Source organism: Actinoplanes palleronii, from assembly GCF_016862315.1.
Taxonomy (GTDB): domain Bacteria; phylum Actinomycetota; class Actinomycetes; order Mycobacteriales; family Micromonosporaceae; genus Actinoplanes; species Actinoplanes palleronii.
Genome location: NZ_BOMS01000100.1, coordinates 83,405 through 97,437 on the forward strand (window position 1 = coordinate 83,405; position 14,033 = coordinate 97,437).

The following is a 14,033-nucleotide window of genomic DNA, read 5'->3' on the forward strand; positions in this document are numbered from 1 at the left end:
GCGGGCGTCTTTCAGCCGACCGGCAGTACCTGGCTGTTGAGCGCGGGCGCCGGCTGCGGGTAGTGGCGGCGGACCGTGGCGGCGACGACGCGGTCGAGGGTGCGGTCGGGCAGGAGGCGGGCGGCGGCGATGAGCAGGGCGGCGTCGCGGCCGATCGTGTAGCGGGTGCGGGGGCGGCGGGCGGTCACGGCCTTCGCGACGACCCGGGCGGCCGCGTCGGCGGTCACCCCCGAGGACGTGCCCGCGTCCATCAGTGAGTTGATCGCCTGGACCAGGCCGCCGTAGCGTTCGTCCTGCTCCGGGGTCATCTGCGCGGCGAGCTGGTTGTTCGTGGCGATGCCGCGGGTGGCCATCTCGGTGCGGACGCCGCCCGGTTCGATCACGATCACCCGTACGCCGAGGGACGTGACCTCGCGCCGGAGCGCGTCGCTCACCGCTTCCAGGGCGAACTTCGCGCCGGAATACGCGCCGTAGGTCGGCATGGCGGCCTTGCCACCGATCGAGCTGATGTTCAGCACCCGGCCCCGGCTGCGCAGCAGGGCCGGCAGCAGCGCCTGAGTGACGGCGATGTGCCCGAAAAGGTTCACCTCGAACACCCGGCGCCACTGCTCCATCGGCAACGCCTCGACCGGGGCGTTCACCTGGATGCCGGCGTTGTTGACCACGGCGTGCAGCGGGCGCGGGTCGGCGGCGACCCGCGCGGCGAGCGCGGCCACCTGCGCGGGCTCGGTGATGTCGAGCAGGACCGGCTCGACGCCGGGTGACCGGATCGCGTCGGCGTCCCGGTCGCGCCGCACCCCGGCAAGCACGTGGAAGCCCCGGCGGGCCAGCTCGCGGGCGGTGGCCACGCCTATCCCGGTGGACGCGCCGGTCACGACGATGAGCTGCTGAGATTCCGCTGATGTTGTCACAGGCAACAATGTATGCGGTGACAACAATGCTGTCAACGCCAACATCTGACTAGGATGGGCCCGTGCCCGCCTATCACCACGGAAATCTCCGCGCCACGCTGCTCGAGGCCGCCGAGCGCAGCCTGCGCGAGCACGGGGCGGAGCAGCTCTCGCTGCGGGAGCTGGCCCGCGAGGCCGGCGTCAGCCACGCGGCGCCGCGGCGGCACTTCGCGGACCGGCAGGCGCTGCTCGATGCCCTGGCCGAGACCGGTTTTGCCCGGCTGGACACCGAGCTGCGCGCCGCGCTCGCGACGGCCGGGGCCGACTTTCCGGTCCGGCTGCACGCGGTGTCCGCGGCCTACCTGCGGTTCGCCACCGAGGACGCCGCGTTGCTCGACGTGATGTATGCCGGAAAGCACCGCGCCGACCGGGTCGCCGAGGCCGCCGCCGCACCGTTCGGGCTGCTCAACGATGTGATCAAAGACGGTCAGAAGCACGGCGCGATCGCGCCCGGCGACCCGCACCGCCCGGGAGTGCTGCTGCTGGCGACCCTGCAGGGCATCGCCGCGCTGACCAACGGCCGCCTGGTCATCCCGGAGCTGCTCGACGGCATCCTGGAGGCAGCAGTCGAGCAGTTCCTGGCCGGCCAAAGGACAGACGGCCAGAGAACAAGCGGCTAGAGAACAGGCGGCCGATGACCAAGCGACCGATGAAACAAATGATGGAACAACAAAGACGCACGAGAAACAGGCAGCCTGATTAACTATTAGGGCTCTTAACCTTGCGACACACGGCATCGATACCTGAGGATGAACGCCAGCGGCGCCGCCATCCCCCACTCACCTTCGTCCTCGAGGTATCGACGTGGCTAGAAAGATGCTCAAACGCGCCCTAGTGGCGACGATCGCCCTGCTCACCACGGTCGCCACCGGCCTGGTCGTGCGGACCACCGAAGCTGCCGCCGCCACACCCTTCAAGGTGCTCGCCTTCTACAACGGCACCTGGGACGCGGCGCACATCGACTTCGACAAAGAGGCCCGGGACTGGTTCCCGAAAACCGGCGCCGCGAACGGTTTCACCTGGGAGGCCACCACCGACTGGAGCCGGCTCAGCACCAGTGGCCTGGCCGGTGTCCAGGTGGTGATGTTCCTGGACGACGGGCCGCCGGCCGAACGCCGGGCCGCGTTCCAGCAGTACATGCAGAACGGCGGCGGGTTCCTCGGCTTCCACGTCAGCGCGTTCACCACCGACGCGAACTCGTGGAGCTGGTACTACAACACGTTCCTCGGCTCCGGGAACTTCGCGACGAACACCTGGGGGCCGACCGCCGAAACCCTCAAGATCGAGGATCGTACGCATCCGTCCACCGCCGGCCTGCCCGCGACGATCCAGTCGTCGGTCAGCGAGTGGTACTCGTGGAGCAACGACCTGCGCCAGAACCCGAACATCGACATCCTGGCCTCGATCGACGCGTCGAGTTTCCCGGTCGGCAGCGACCCGAACCAGCAGTGGCGCAGCGGCTTCTACCCACTGATGTGGACGAACAAGAACTACAAGATGCTGTACGCCAACTTCGGCCACAACGGCATGAACTACGAGACCAACACGCGTACGTCGTCCACGTTCGCGAGCGCCCAGCAGAACCAGTGGCTGATCCAGGGCCTGCAGTGGCTGGGCGGCCAGAGCCCGACCACGCCGACCACGCCGCCGACCACGCCCCCGGCCACCGGCCCGATCGACCCGGCCGCGTGGTACCCGGTGGTGAACAAGAACAGCGGCAAGTGCCTGGACGCCCGGTCGGCGGGCACGGTCAGCGGCACCGCGATCCAGCAGTACACCTGCAACGCCTCGGCCGCGCAGCAGTACCAGTTCGCCACCACCAGCGGCGGCTACGTACGGATCAACCAGCGCGGCAACAGCGCACAGGCCCTCGACGTCACCGACGTGTCGACCGCCGACAACGCCAAGATCCAGACGTGGACGTACGGCGGCGGTAACAACCAGCAGTGGCAGCCGGTCGCCGAGGGCGGCGGCTACTACCACTTCGTCAACCGGAACAGCGGCAAGTGCCTGGACGTGCCCGGCGCCAGCCTGGCGGACAGCGTTCAGCTCGTGCAGTACACCTGTAACGGCACGGCGGCACAGAGCTTCCGAGTTTCATAGTCGTACCGGAAAGGGTGGTCCGGGAAAACCTGGACCACCCACCTCCGTCAGTTTTTGATCAGAACCTTGAGCGCCTCGCGGCCGGCCATCGCCTGATAGCCGGCCGGCACCTCGTCGAGCGAGACGGTCCGGTCGAAGACCTTGCCGGGCTGGATCCGGCCCTCGAGGATGTCCGGCAGCAGCTCCTCGATGTACGCGCGGGCCGGCGCCACCCCGCCGGTGATCGTGACGTTGCGCATGAAGACACCGAAGTCGGCCGGGATCGACGGGTACTGCGGTGCGCCGACCCGGCTGATCGTGCCGCCGGCCCGGACCACGCCGAGCGCGGTCGTGATGGCGTCCTCCAGGCCGACGCACTCCAGCACGGTGTGCGTGCCGTCGCCGCCGGTCAGCTCCTTGACCTTGGTGATGCCCTCCTCGCCACGCTCCGCGACGACGTCGGTGGCGCCGAACTCGCGGCCGAGATCGGTGCGGTCCTTGTGCCGGCCCATCAGGATGATCCGCTCGGCGCCGAGTCGCTTGGCGGCCAGCACCGCGGAGAGCCCGACGGCACCGTCCCCGATGACCGTGACGGTGGTCCGCTGGCTGACGCCCGCCGTGACCGCGCAGTGGTGCCCGGTCGGGAAGACGTCCGAGAGGGTCAGCAGCGACGGCAGCAGCGCCGAGTCCTCGCCGACCGGCAGCTTCACCAGCGTGCCCTGCGCCTGCGGCACGCGGACCGCCTCGCCCTGCCCGCCGTCGACGCCGGGCGAACCCCAGCCGCCGCCGTGCCGGCACGACGTCTGCAGCCCCTCCAGGCAGAAGTCGCAGGTGTTGTCGGCCCACACGAACGGCGCGACCACGACGTCACCGGCCCGGAGCCCGCTGACGTCCTTGCCGATCTCCTCGACCACACCGAGGAACTCGTGGCCGATCCGCCGGCCCTCGGCCGATGCCGGTCGAGATCCGCCGTAGGGCCACAGGTCGCTGCCACAGATGCAGGACCGCAGCACACGTACGACAGCATCGGTCGGCTCGCGCAGCGTCGGATCGGGCACGTTCTCCACGCGGACGTCGCCGGCACCGTAGATCAGAGTTGCTCGCACGATAACTTCTTTCTTCCGTTCATCACTCCTGGTACTGCTCCGACGCTACGGCCGGAGGCGCGCCGCAAGGAGGTTCTGCCATTACCGGGCAGCCGCCCGCATGCCGCCGATAGCCAGTCTCCGATGAACGATTCGGCCGCCGATCTCCGATACCATGCCATCGTCATCGGCGAATCGTCCGTGAAGGAGCCGGAGTGAGCAGCGAAAACGCACCGTTCACAGTGGATGCCACGACGCCCCACCCGGCGCGGCGCTACGACTACTGGCTCGGCGGCAAGGACAACTTCCAGGTCGACCGGGACGCGGCGGACGCGATCGAGAAGCAGTTCCCGACCGTGCGGCTGCTCGCGCAGGAGAACCGCTGGTTCCTGCACCGCAGCGTGCGCTTCGCCGCACAGGAGCTCGGCATCCGGCAGTTCCTGGACATCGGCACCGGCATCCCGACCAGCCCCAACACTCACCAGGTCGCGCAGGAGGTCGATCCGGCGGCCCGGATCGTCTACGTGGACAACGACCCGCTCGTGCTCGCCCACGCGCGCGCCCTGCTGACCGGCACCCCGCAGGGCCGGACCGCCTACATCGACGCCGACCTGCGCGAACCGGGCAAGATCCTGCACCACGCGGACACCGCCGCCGCGCTGGACTTCACCGAGCCGGTGGCCCTGATGATGCTCGCGGTGCTGCACTTCATCAAGGACGAGGAGAACCCGCGCGCCATCGTCGACACCTTCGTCGACGCCCTCCCGGACGGCAGCCTGGTGGTCGTCTCGCACGGCACCGCGGAGCACGTGACCGCGGAACAGGCCGCCCGGATCGGGCGGGCCGACGCCAGTCAGGCGCGGGTGCGTTCCGGAGTCGAACTGGCCGCGCTGTTCGCCCGCCCCGACCTGCACCTCGTCGAGCCGGTCACCTCGATCTCCCAGTGGTGGGCGGAGGCCGCACCGCAGCCGCGCCCGTCCGTCGCCGACGTGGCGATGAACGGCCTGGTGGCCCGCGTCATCCGGCGCTGACCGGGTTCACCCGGCACGCAGCTGGTCGGCCAGCCGCTGGTAGGCGGCGGCCGCACCGGGTGAGGAGTCGGCCAGCCCGCTGTTGGTGGCGACCGAGCTGCGCAGGAAGCGCCGCAGCACCGGCACGAGCAGCCCGGCCGGCAGCGTGCGCAACGCGGCGAACCCGCCCGGGACCGGCACGGCCGGCAGGCTCTCCCGGATCCGGTGGAGCAGGGCGCGGACCGCGGCCGGATCGGCGGCCAGCGCGGCCGGGCCGCCCGCCGCCAGCACCGCCTGCCCGAGCGGCATCTCGAACGCGGCGTGCGTCCGGAGCCAGGCGTCCATCCGCGGCTCCGCCTTGGCGTTGAACCCGGCGGCACGGAACGCCCGCACGATCCGGGTCAGGCGCGGGGTGGTGCGACCGCCGGGTTCACCGATCGGCATCGGGACGAAGCGCGCCGCCAGGCCGGGCGCCCGGTGCCGGACCACGTCGCCGTCCATGGTGCCGCCGACCGTGGGGAAGCCGAGCAGCACCCGCCCGGCGCCGAGCACCGCGTCCAGCGGCGCCGCGCCGCCCGCCCAGTTGAACAGGGACAACACGTCGCCACCGACGCCGGCGAGGTTCTCCAGCACCGCGTCCACCTGGTGGGTGCGGACCGGGACGGCGATCAGGTCGTAGTCACCGGCCGGGTGCTCGACCACCGGCACCGGCACCCGCCGCACGACCGGACTGTCCCCCGCCGCGAGCTGCACACCGTGCCGGCGCAGCGCGGCCAGGCGCTCCCCGCGGGCGAGTAGTTCCACGTCGTGTCCGGCCTCGTGCAGCCGGACGGCGAACTGACTGCCGGTGACCCCGGCGCCGTACACGAGCAGCTTCACGGCACTCCCTCATTCATACGTTCGTTTGAATCAGACGTACGTATAGTAAGCACCCATGGCAGCACCCGACACCCGCACCCAGTTGCTCGACGCGGCCGAGCACCTCTTCGCCGAGCGCGGCTATCGGGGCACGTCGATCCGCGCGGTCACCGAGCGCGCCGGGGCGAACCTGGCTGCGGTCGGCTACCACTTCGGCTCGAAGGCGGAGCTGCTCGGCGCGGTGGTCCGCCGGGTGCTCGAGCCGATCAACGCCGCGCAGAGCGCCGGGCTCGACCGGCTGCTCGCCCGGACCCCGGACCCGGCGGTCAGCGACCTGGTCGAGGCGTTCGCGGGTCCGCTCTTCGACGAGATGCCGGCCGGCGACGAGGGCGGCGCCCGGACGTCCCGGCTGATCGTGACGATCCTCGGCGACCCGGCCGAGGAGGTCCGCGCCTGGACCGGCCCGGCCGAGGCCACCGTCCGCGACCGCTTCCTGGCCGCCTTCGCCCGCGCGCTGCCCGGCCTGCCGCCGGAGGAACTGTGGTTCCGGCTCCGCGGCGTGCTCACCGTGACCGCGATGGACCGCGCCGACGTTTACCAGCAGCACCCGACGGACTGCCAGCCCCCGGCCGCGGCAGGCAACGCGGCCCGCCGCTGGGCCATCACCTTCCTGACCGCCGCCATGAGCGCCCCACCGACCAGAGCGGCCAGCGAATAAACCGCGCGATGAGCGCCCCACCAACCAGAGCCGCCAGCTCGGAAGCCGCCGCTACCCCATCGGCTGCTCGATGAAGTTGCGCAGCACCAGGGCGTTGCGGGCCTGAATCAACCGGCCGCCCTCCCCGATCCGGCCCAGCTGCACCGCCGCCAGGCCCAGCTTCCCGATGAGGTCCGCGATCCGGTCGCCGACGGCCGGGACGTCGGACGCCACGAAGATGACCCGCCGGCCCACCGCCGGGTCGAGCTCGGCCGCGAGGATATTCGCCGGCAGCTGGTTGAACGCCTTGACCACCTCAGCGCCGGGCAACTGCTCGGCCGTGTAGTGACTAGAGAGCCGCCCGCGCAGGATCTCGTCCGCGTTCGGCGTGAAGTACGCGTTCGTGGTGTCGACCACGATCTTCCCGGTCCAGTCCGGCCGGGACCGGCCGAACTCCTCGACCGCCGGGAACGGCACGGCCATGAAGATCACATCGCAATCCAGCGCCTCCGCGAGCGCGACCGGCTGCACCGCCGGGCCGAGGGCTGCGGCGACCTCGCGCAACGACTCCGGCCCCCGGGTGTTGGCGATGGCGACCTCCACCCCGGCCCGGGCGAACAGCCGGGCCAGCGCCGATCCGATGTTTCCGCTGCCGACGATCGCGTACCGCGTCGCTGTGGTCATGCCCGCCTCCGATGTGGTTAACGTGTGAACTAAAACGTAGACAGCAGTTGGTTCACATGTCAACCAGATCGGTAGGATGGCCGCTATGACCGAACCGCGGTGGCTGGACGAACGGGAACAGCGGGCCTGGCGCGCCCTGATGGCGATGCAGGACGGCCTCGCCGAGTTCCTCGAGCGCCGGCTGCGCCAGCGGTCCGGGCTCTCGACCGCCGACTACCAGGTCCTCGCGCACCTCTCCGAGGCGCCGGCGGGCCGGCTGCGGTCGTTCGAGCTCGGCGGGCTCCTGCGCTGGGAGAAGAGCCGCCTGTCGCAGCACCTGGGCCGGATGGAGACCCGCGGCCTGGTCTCCCGCGAACGCTGCCGCACCGATCAGCGCGGCGCGGTCATCGCCATCACCGCCCGGGGCGGCGAGCTGATCGAGGCAGCCGCCCCTCAGCACACGGCGGACGTCCGCGACGCGTTCATCGACCAGCTCACCGAGGCCGAGCTGGAAACCCTCGCCGCCATCGGCGACAAGGTCCGCACCCGCCTCGCGGCACTGACCCCGAAGGGTCAACCGAGCTCGGGCACGTAGGCGACCGCGATCGGCGAGCGGTCCACCCAGCCGAGACTGCGGTACAACGCACGACCCTCGTCCGTCGCCACCAGGATCCCGCCGGTCAGACCGAGGCCCACCGCACGGTTGCCGAGCGCCCGGAGGACCGCGCTTCCCAGGCCACGCGGCCGGTGCGCGGCCGCCGTCTCGACCTGATCGACTACACCGCTGGTCTCGGCCGCCGCGAGCCGCCCACTGGCCGCGACCACTCCCCGCTGCTCACGACCGTGGCGACGCTCACCGCTCCTATTTCCACAACCCCCATGGTGTACGGCGGGGAGAGCGCCTCCTCCCCAACCGCGAACGGGCAAGTCATCAGGTAGCCGGTGTCCGACACCCGCGGCTGAGCCTGGCCGATGTGATCGCCGAGCCGCTGCGCGCACGGCGGCGCCCGCTGGCTGTTGAGGAACAGCTGGTCGCGCGGCTGGGAGCGGTCGAGGTCACGGCGGCGCGGAACGTCCTGCTGGCGCTGCTCGAGGTCGCGGATCGGCCCGCCGCGCGCACCTGAGCGCAGCCGGTTGCTGCCGGCGGCCCTCTGAACCAGCCCGGCAAACCCAGCTGGCCGTGACAGCCCTTATCCGACCTCCATAACGGCCTCCAGAACCAGCCCGGCAAACCCAGCTGGCCGTGACGGCCCCTATCCCGCCTCCACAACGGCCACCAGGACCAGCCGGCGGGTTGAGCGGCCCGCCCGTGGTGATAAGTCTGCTCGGACGCTTCCTCAGCGAGCGCTCATCGTGGGCTCAAGGCCGCCACAACCACCACCGCCGCTCGCCGGCCACGACCGGCGAGCGAACGTGGTGGGGTCGGGCCGGCTGCGGCGACCGCGGTGCTCGCCGGTCGGTGGAACGCCAGTGTCGTGCTCGACTTACCGGGCGTTAGTCTCCGGAAGTAAGGATCGTGATCAGGACGGCGAAGGGCGCGGCGTGTCGATCAGGGTTATGGAGCCATGACGAATTCGGCGGAAAACCTCACATTAGGGGCGGATTTTCCCGCTGCCACCGCGGAGCAGTGGCGGCGTCTCGCGCTCACGGCTCTGCGCCGTTCGGGCGGCGCCACCGACGACACCCTGCCGGAGCAGGTCGACGACCTGCTGACCTCGGTCACTCACGGCGGCCTGCGGGTCGCGGCGCTGCACACCCCGGAGACCACCGACCGGCCGGAGACCGGGCTGCCCGGCCAGCCGCCGTTCGTGCGTGGCGCCCGGGCCGCGGGCGCCGTCGTCGCGGGCTGGGACGTGCGCCAGCGCTACACCGAGCCGGAGCCCGCGGAGCTGCGCGAGGCGGTCCTCGGCGACCTGGAGAACGGCACGACGTCGCTGTGGCTCGCGGTCGGCGGCGGCGCGCTGCCGATCGACGCGCTGCCGGACGCCCTCGACGGCGTCTACCTGGACCTGGCGCCGGTGGTCCTCGACGCCGGCGACGCGTTCCGGCCGGCCGCGAACGCGTGGTTCGATCTGCTCGCCGCGCGCAAGGTCGAGCCCGGCAAGGCCGCCGGTGGTTTCGGGGCCGACCCGCTGGGCTGGCGCGCCCGTACCGGTGCGGTTGACGGCCTCGACGCCGCACTGCGTGACGCCGCGGCACTGGCCGGGCGCTGCGCGGCCGACGCGCCGGGCCTGCGGGCGATCACCGTGGACGCGACGGTGTATCACGACGCCGGCGGGTCCGAGGTGGAGGAGCTGGCCTGCGCGGCCGCCGCCGGGGTCGCTTACCTGCGGGTCCTGACCGATTCCGGTCTCTCGGTCCGCGCCGCGTTGGGTCAGCTCGATTTTCGGTACGCGGCGAGCGCCGACCAGTTCGCCACCATCGCGAAGCTGCGTGCCGCGCGCCGGTTGTGGGCCCGGGTCGCCGAGCTGTGCGAGGCCGCCGAGAGCGGTGGCCAGCGCCAGCACGCGGTGACCTCGGCCGCGATGATGACCGCCCGGGACCCGTGGGTGAACCTGCTGCGCACCACGATCGCCTCGTTCGCGGCCGGTGTCGGCGGGGCGGACGCCGTGACGGTGCTGCCGTTCGACCACCGCCTGGGCCGGCCGGACGCGTTCTCCCGGCGGCTGGCCCGCAACACGCAGACCCTGCTGGTCGAGGAGGCGCACGTGGCCCGGGTGCTCGACCCGGCCGGCGGTTCCTGGTACGTCGAGCAGTACACCGAGCAGCTCGCCCAGGCCGCCTGGGAGTGGTTCACCGTCGTCGAGCAGGCCGGCGGGCTGGCCGCCGCGCTCGACAGTGGCCTGGTCGCCGATCGGCTCGCCATCGCGTGGGAGTCCCGGGCGACCGATATCGCTCACCGCCGCGACCCGATCACCGGGGTCAGCGAGTTCCCGAACCTGAACGAGCGCCTCCCCCAGCGCCGGCCCGCACCTGAGCCGATCGGCGGCGGGCTGCCCCGGCACCGGTACGCGGAGGCCTTCGAGCGGCTGCGCGACCGCAGTGACGCCCAGCCCGAGCGACCGGCCGTCTACCTGGCCACCCTCGGGTCGAAGGCCGCGTCCGGGCCCCGGGTGACCTTCGCGACGAACCTGTTCGCCGCGGGCGGGATCGCGGTCACCGCCGAGCCCGGCCCCGCCGTCGCGTGCATCTGCGGCCCGGACAAGGCCTACGCCGAGCAGGCCACCGCGCTCGCCGCCGAACTGCGCGCGGCCGGGGTCAGCCGGGTGCTGCTGGCCGGCCGCGGCGACTACCCGGGCATCGACGGGTACGTCTACGCCGGCGGAGACGCCGTCGCGGTACTGACCACCACACTTGCCGATCTGGGAGTACCGGAGTGATCCCCGACTTCTCCACTGCGAAGCTGACCGCTCCCGCGCCGGGTTCCGCGCAGGCCTGGCGGGACGCCGTGCTCGCCGAGACCGGCAAGCCCGCCGAGGACCTGCTCTGGCGTACCCCGGAGGGCATCGAGGTGCCGCCGCTGTTCACCGGCGCCGACCTGGCCGGGGTGGACTTCCTGAACACGTATCCGGGTGTCGCGCCGTATGTGCGTGGTCCGTACCCGACGATGTATGTGAATCAGCCGTGGACGATCCGCCAGTACGCGGGGTTCTCCACCGCTGAGGAGTCCAACGCGTTCTACCGGCGGAATCTCGCGGCCGGGCAGAAGGGCCTGTCGGTCGCGTTCGACCTGCCCACCCACCGTGGCTACGACTCCGATCACCCGCGGGTCACCGGTGACGTCGGGATGGCCGGGGTGGCGATCGACTCGATCTACGACATGCGGCAGCTGTTCGAGGGCATCCCGCTGGACAAGATGAGCGTGTCGATGACCATGAACGGTGCCGTGCTGCCGGTCCTGGCGCTCTACATCGTCGCGGCCGAGGAGCAGGGCGTCGCGCCGGAGCAGCTGTCCGGGACGATCCAGAACGACATCCTCAAAGAGTTCATGGTCCGCAACACCTACATCTACCCGCCGACCCCATCGATGCGGATCATCTCCGACATCTTCTCCTACACGTCGCAGCGGATGCCGCGCTTCAACTCGATCAGCATCTCCGGCTACCACATCCAGGAAGCCGGAGCGACCGCCGACCTGGAACTGGCCTACACCCTCGCCGACGGCGTGGAGTATTTGCGCGCTGGGCGGGATGCGGGCCTCGACGTGGACGCGTTCGCGCCCCGGTTGTCGTTCTTCTGGGCCGTCGGCATGAACTTCTTCATGGAGGTCGCCAAACTCCGGGCCGGCCGGCTGCTCTGGGCCAAACTGGTGCGCGAGTTCGCGCCGAAGGATCCGCGGTCACTGAGTCTGCGGGCGCACTGCCAGACCTCCGGCTGGTCACTGACCGCTCAGGACGTCTACAACAACGTCATGCGTACGTGCATCGAGGCGATGGCCGCCACTCAAGGACACACGCAGTCGCTGCACACCAACGCCCTCGACGAAGCCCTCGCCCTGCCCACCGACTTCTCCGCGCGGATCGCCCGCAACACCCAGCTCGTCATCCAGCAGGAGTCCGGCACGACGCGGGCGATCGACCCGTGGGGTGGCAGCGCCTACGTCGAACGCCTCACCCACGACCTCGCCGCCCGCGCCTGGGAACACATCACCGAAGTCGAGAAAGCCGGCGGGATGGCCCGGGCGATCGACGAGGGCATCCCGAAGATGCGCATCGAAGAGGCCGCCGCGCGCACCCAGGCACGGATCGATTCCGGTCGCCAGCCGGTCATCGGCGTGAACAAGTACCGGCCGAGCGTGGACGAGCCCATCGACGTCCTCAAGATTGACAACGCTGCGGTGCGGGCCGGGCAGGTCGAAAAGCTGCGACGGCTGCGCGCCGAACGCGACACCGACGCCTGCACCGCCGCCCTCGAAGCACTGACCCGCGCCGCCGCCGGAGAACCCGGCACGAACCTGCTGGACCTCGCGGTCAACGCGGCGCGTGCCAAGGCCACCGTCGGGGAGATCTCCGACGCCCTGGAGAAGGTCTACGGCCGGCACACGGCTCGTATTCGTACGATATCGGGGGTTTATCGGCAGGAAGCGGGGACCGTGACCAACATCGAACAAGCCCGCGCCGCAGCCGCCGCGTTCGCCGAGGCCGAAGGCCGACAGCCCCGCATCCTGGTCGCGAAGATGGGCCAGGACGGCCACGACCGAGGACAGAAAGTCGTCGCAACCGCATTCGCCGACCTCGGCTTCGACGTGGACGTGGGCCCACTGTTCGCCACTCCGGCCGAGGTCGCCCGGCAGGCGATCGAAGCCGACGTGCACATCGTCGGCGTGAACTCCCTGGCCGCGGGACACCTCACGCTGGTTCCGGCGCTACGGGACGAACTCGCCGCCCAGGGCAGGCCGGACATCGTGATCATCGCGGGTGGGGTGATCCCGCCGCAGGACTACGACGCGCTGCGCGACGCCGGCGCCTCAGCGATCTTCGCGCCCGGCACCGTCCTCGCCGACGCGGCGATCGAGCTGCTCGCCGACCTGTCGGGGCGGCTCGGGCACCCGACCGCCGCGTGATGGCCGCGCCTGTCGACCTGCCGGCGATGGCTGCCGGGGTACGTGCGCGCACCCCGGCCTGGGTCGCGCGGGCCATCACGCTTGTCGAGTCCACCCGCGCCGATCATCAGGCGCAGGCCCAGGTGCTGCTGAAGGACCTGTTGCCGGACGCGGGGCAGTCGCACCGGATCGGGATCAGCGGAGTGCCCGGCGTCGGGAAGTCGACGTTCATCGACGCGCTCGGCAGTTTGCTCACCGCGGCCGGTCACCGGGTCGCGGTGCTCGCCGTGGACCCGTCGTCGACCCGCACCCGGGGCAGCATCCTCGGCGACAAGACCCGGATGGCGCGGCTGGCCGCCGACCCGAACGCCTACGTGCGGCCCTCCCCCACCGCCGGCACCCTCGGCGGGGTCGCGAAGGCCACCCGCGAAGCGATCGTGGTGGTGGAGGCGGCCGGCTACGACATCGTCATCGTGGAGACCGTCGGGGTGGGACAGTCCGAGACCGCGGTCGCCGACATGGTCGACACGTTCCTGATGCTCGCCCTGGCCCGCACCGGCGACCAGCTGCAGGGCATCAAGAAGGGCATCCTGGAGATCGCCGACGTGATCGCCGTCAACAAGGCCGACGGCCCGCACGCGACCGAGGCCAAGAGCGCGGCTCGGGAGCTGGCCGGCGCGCTGCGGCTGCTGCGCGGCGGCGACGAGCCGGCCTGGGTGACACCGGTACTGACCTGCAGCGCGGTCGAGGGCACCGGGGTCGACGAGGTGTGGGCCCAGCTGAACGCTCATCGGGAGCACCGGCAGGCCGGTGGGTCGCTCGCCGCCCGGCGCCGGCAGCAGCAGGTCGGCTGGATGTGGGCGATGGCCCGGGAGACGATTCTGACCCGCTTCGACACCGACCCGGCGGTCCGCAGCACGGGAAAGACCGTGGAGCAGCAGATTTTGGACGGGTCGCTGACCCCGGCCCAGGCGGTCGAGCAGCTGCTCGCCTCCTACGACGACACCGACAGGTGAGGCGCGGAGCGTGTGAAGTAACGGTCCGCTCCGCACCACAACTTCACACACATCGCCGCACCGGCGGCAGCGTGTGAAGTTGCGGTGCGCTGCGCACCCAAAAATCCCACACAACGCCCCACCACCGACA

The 14,033-nt window shown here is 71.2% G+C and carries 14 protein-coding genes; 9 read left to right on the forward strand and 5 right to left on the reverse strand.

The window, feature by feature from the left end; all coding sequences use genetic code 11:
* Positions 1 to 11: 11 nt before the first annotated feature.
* Complete coding sequence (locus Apa02nite_RS31730) at positions 12 to 911, reverse strand: SDR family NAD(P)-dependent oxidoreductase (protein WP_203828302.1); 900 nt, start codon at positions 909 to 911, stop codon at positions 12 to 14.
* Between the two features lie 62 nt (positions 912 to 973).
* Here Apa02nite_RS31730 and Apa02nite_RS31735 point away from each other — a divergent pair, with 62 nt between their 5' ends.
* Both Apa02nite_RS31735 and Apa02nite_RS31740 read left to right on the forward strand, forming a co-directional pair.
* Entirely contained in the window at positions 974 to 1,570 is a 597-nt protein-coding gene (locus tag Apa02nite_RS31735) for a TetR/AcrR family transcriptional regulator (RefSeq protein ID WP_203828303.1), read from the forward strand.
* Between the two features lie 184 nt (positions 1,571 to 1,754).
* A complete protein-coding gene (locus Apa02nite_RS31740; protein WP_239164698.1) occupies positions 1,755 to 3,053 on the forward strand; it encodes a ThuA domain-containing protein in 1,299 nt (432 codons plus the stop codon).
* Positions 3,054 to 3,100: 47 nt separating this feature from the next.
* On the opposite strand, the gene Apa02nite_RS31745 is transcribed toward Apa02nite_RS31740, so the two are convergent.
* On the reverse strand, positions 3,101 to 4,138 hold the full coding sequence (locus Apa02nite_RS31745) for a zinc-dependent alcohol dehydrogenase family protein (protein ID WP_203828304.1): 1,038 nt from the start codon (positions 4,136 to 4,138) through the stop codon (positions 3,101 to 3,103).
* Between the two features lie 194 nt (positions 4,139 to 4,332).
* On the opposite strand from Apa02nite_RS31745, the gene Apa02nite_RS31750 reads away from it, so the two are divergent.
* Entirely contained in the window at positions 4,333 to 5,148 is an 816-nt protein-coding gene (locus Apa02nite_RS31750) for an SAM-dependent methyltransferase (protein WP_203828305.1), read from the forward strand.
* Positions 5,149 to 5,154: 6 nt separating this feature from the next.
* Here Apa02nite_RS31750 and Apa02nite_RS31755 read toward each other — a convergent pair whose 3' ends face one another.
* Entirely contained in the window at positions 5,155 to 6,006 is an 852-nt protein-coding gene (locus tag Apa02nite_RS31755; RefSeq protein WP_203828306.1) for a ketopantoate reductase family protein, read from the reverse strand.
* 55 nt (positions 6,007 to 6,061) lie between these two features.
* Here Apa02nite_RS31755 and Apa02nite_RS31760 point away from each other — a divergent pair, with 55 nt between their 5' ends.
* Positions 6,062 to 6,703, forward strand: a complete 642-nt coding sequence (locus Apa02nite_RS31760; protein WP_203828307.1) for a TetR/AcrR family transcriptional regulator — start codon at positions 6,062 to 6,064, stop codon at positions 6,701 to 6,703.
* Between the two features lie 51 nt (positions 6,704 to 6,754).
* Here the strand turns inward: Apa02nite_RS31760 and Apa02nite_RS31765 are convergent, their stop codons facing one another.
* A complete protein-coding gene (locus Apa02nite_RS31765; protein WP_203828308.1) occupies positions 6,755 to 7,366 on the reverse strand; it encodes an NADPH-dependent F420 reductase in 612 nt (203 codons plus the stop codon).
* Between the two features lie 85 nt (positions 7,367 to 7,451).
* Between Apa02nite_RS31765 and Apa02nite_RS31770 the strand changes: the two genes are divergently transcribed.
* A complete protein-coding gene (locus tag Apa02nite_RS31770) occupies positions 7,452 to 7,940 on the forward strand; it encodes a MarR family winged helix-turn-helix transcriptional regulator (protein WP_203828309.1) in 489 nt (162 codons plus the stop codon).
* Here Apa02nite_RS31770 and Apa02nite_RS31775 read toward each other — a convergent pair.
* Entirely contained in the window at positions 7,919 to 8,170 is a 252-nt protein-coding gene (locus Apa02nite_RS31775; RefSeq protein WP_203828310.1) for a GNAT family N-acetyltransferase, read from the reverse strand. The two genes, Apa02nite_RS31770 and Apa02nite_RS31775, sit on opposite strands and share 22 nt — an antisense overlap.
* Positions 8,171 to 8,319: 149 nt before the next feature.
* Between Apa02nite_RS31775 and Apa02nite_RS31780 the strand changes: the two genes are divergently transcribed.
* From Apa02nite_RS31780 to meaB, 4 genes are all read left to right on the forward strand, one after another.
* Positions 8,320 to 8,469, forward strand: a complete 150-nt coding sequence (locus Apa02nite_RS31780) for a hypothetical protein (RefSeq protein ID WP_203828311.1) — start codon at positions 8,320 to 8,322, stop codon at positions 8,467 to 8,469.
* A 441-nt stretch (positions 8,470 to 8,910) separates the two neighbouring features.
* Positions 8,911 to 10,725, forward strand: a complete 1,815-nt coding sequence (locus Apa02nite_RS31785; RefSeq protein WP_203828312.1) for a methylmalonyl-CoA mutase family protein — start codon at positions 8,911 to 8,913, stop codon at positions 10,723 to 10,725.
* Positions 10,722 to 12,908, forward strand: a complete 2,187-nt coding sequence (gene scpA, locus Apa02nite_RS31790) for a methylmalonyl-CoA mutase (protein WP_203828313.1) — start codon at positions 10,722 to 10,724, stop codon at positions 12,906 to 12,908. The genes Apa02nite_RS31785 and scpA overlap by 4 nt, the downstream gene beginning before the upstream one ends.
* A complete protein-coding gene (meaB, locus tag Apa02nite_RS31795; RefSeq protein ID WP_203828314.1) occupies positions 12,908 to 13,903 on the forward strand; it encodes a methylmalonyl Co-A mutase-associated GTPase MeaB in 996 nt (331 codons plus the stop codon). The genes scpA and meaB overlap by 1 nt, the downstream gene beginning before the upstream one ends.
* The last annotated feature ends 130 nt before the right edge of the window (positions 13,904 to 14,033 follow it).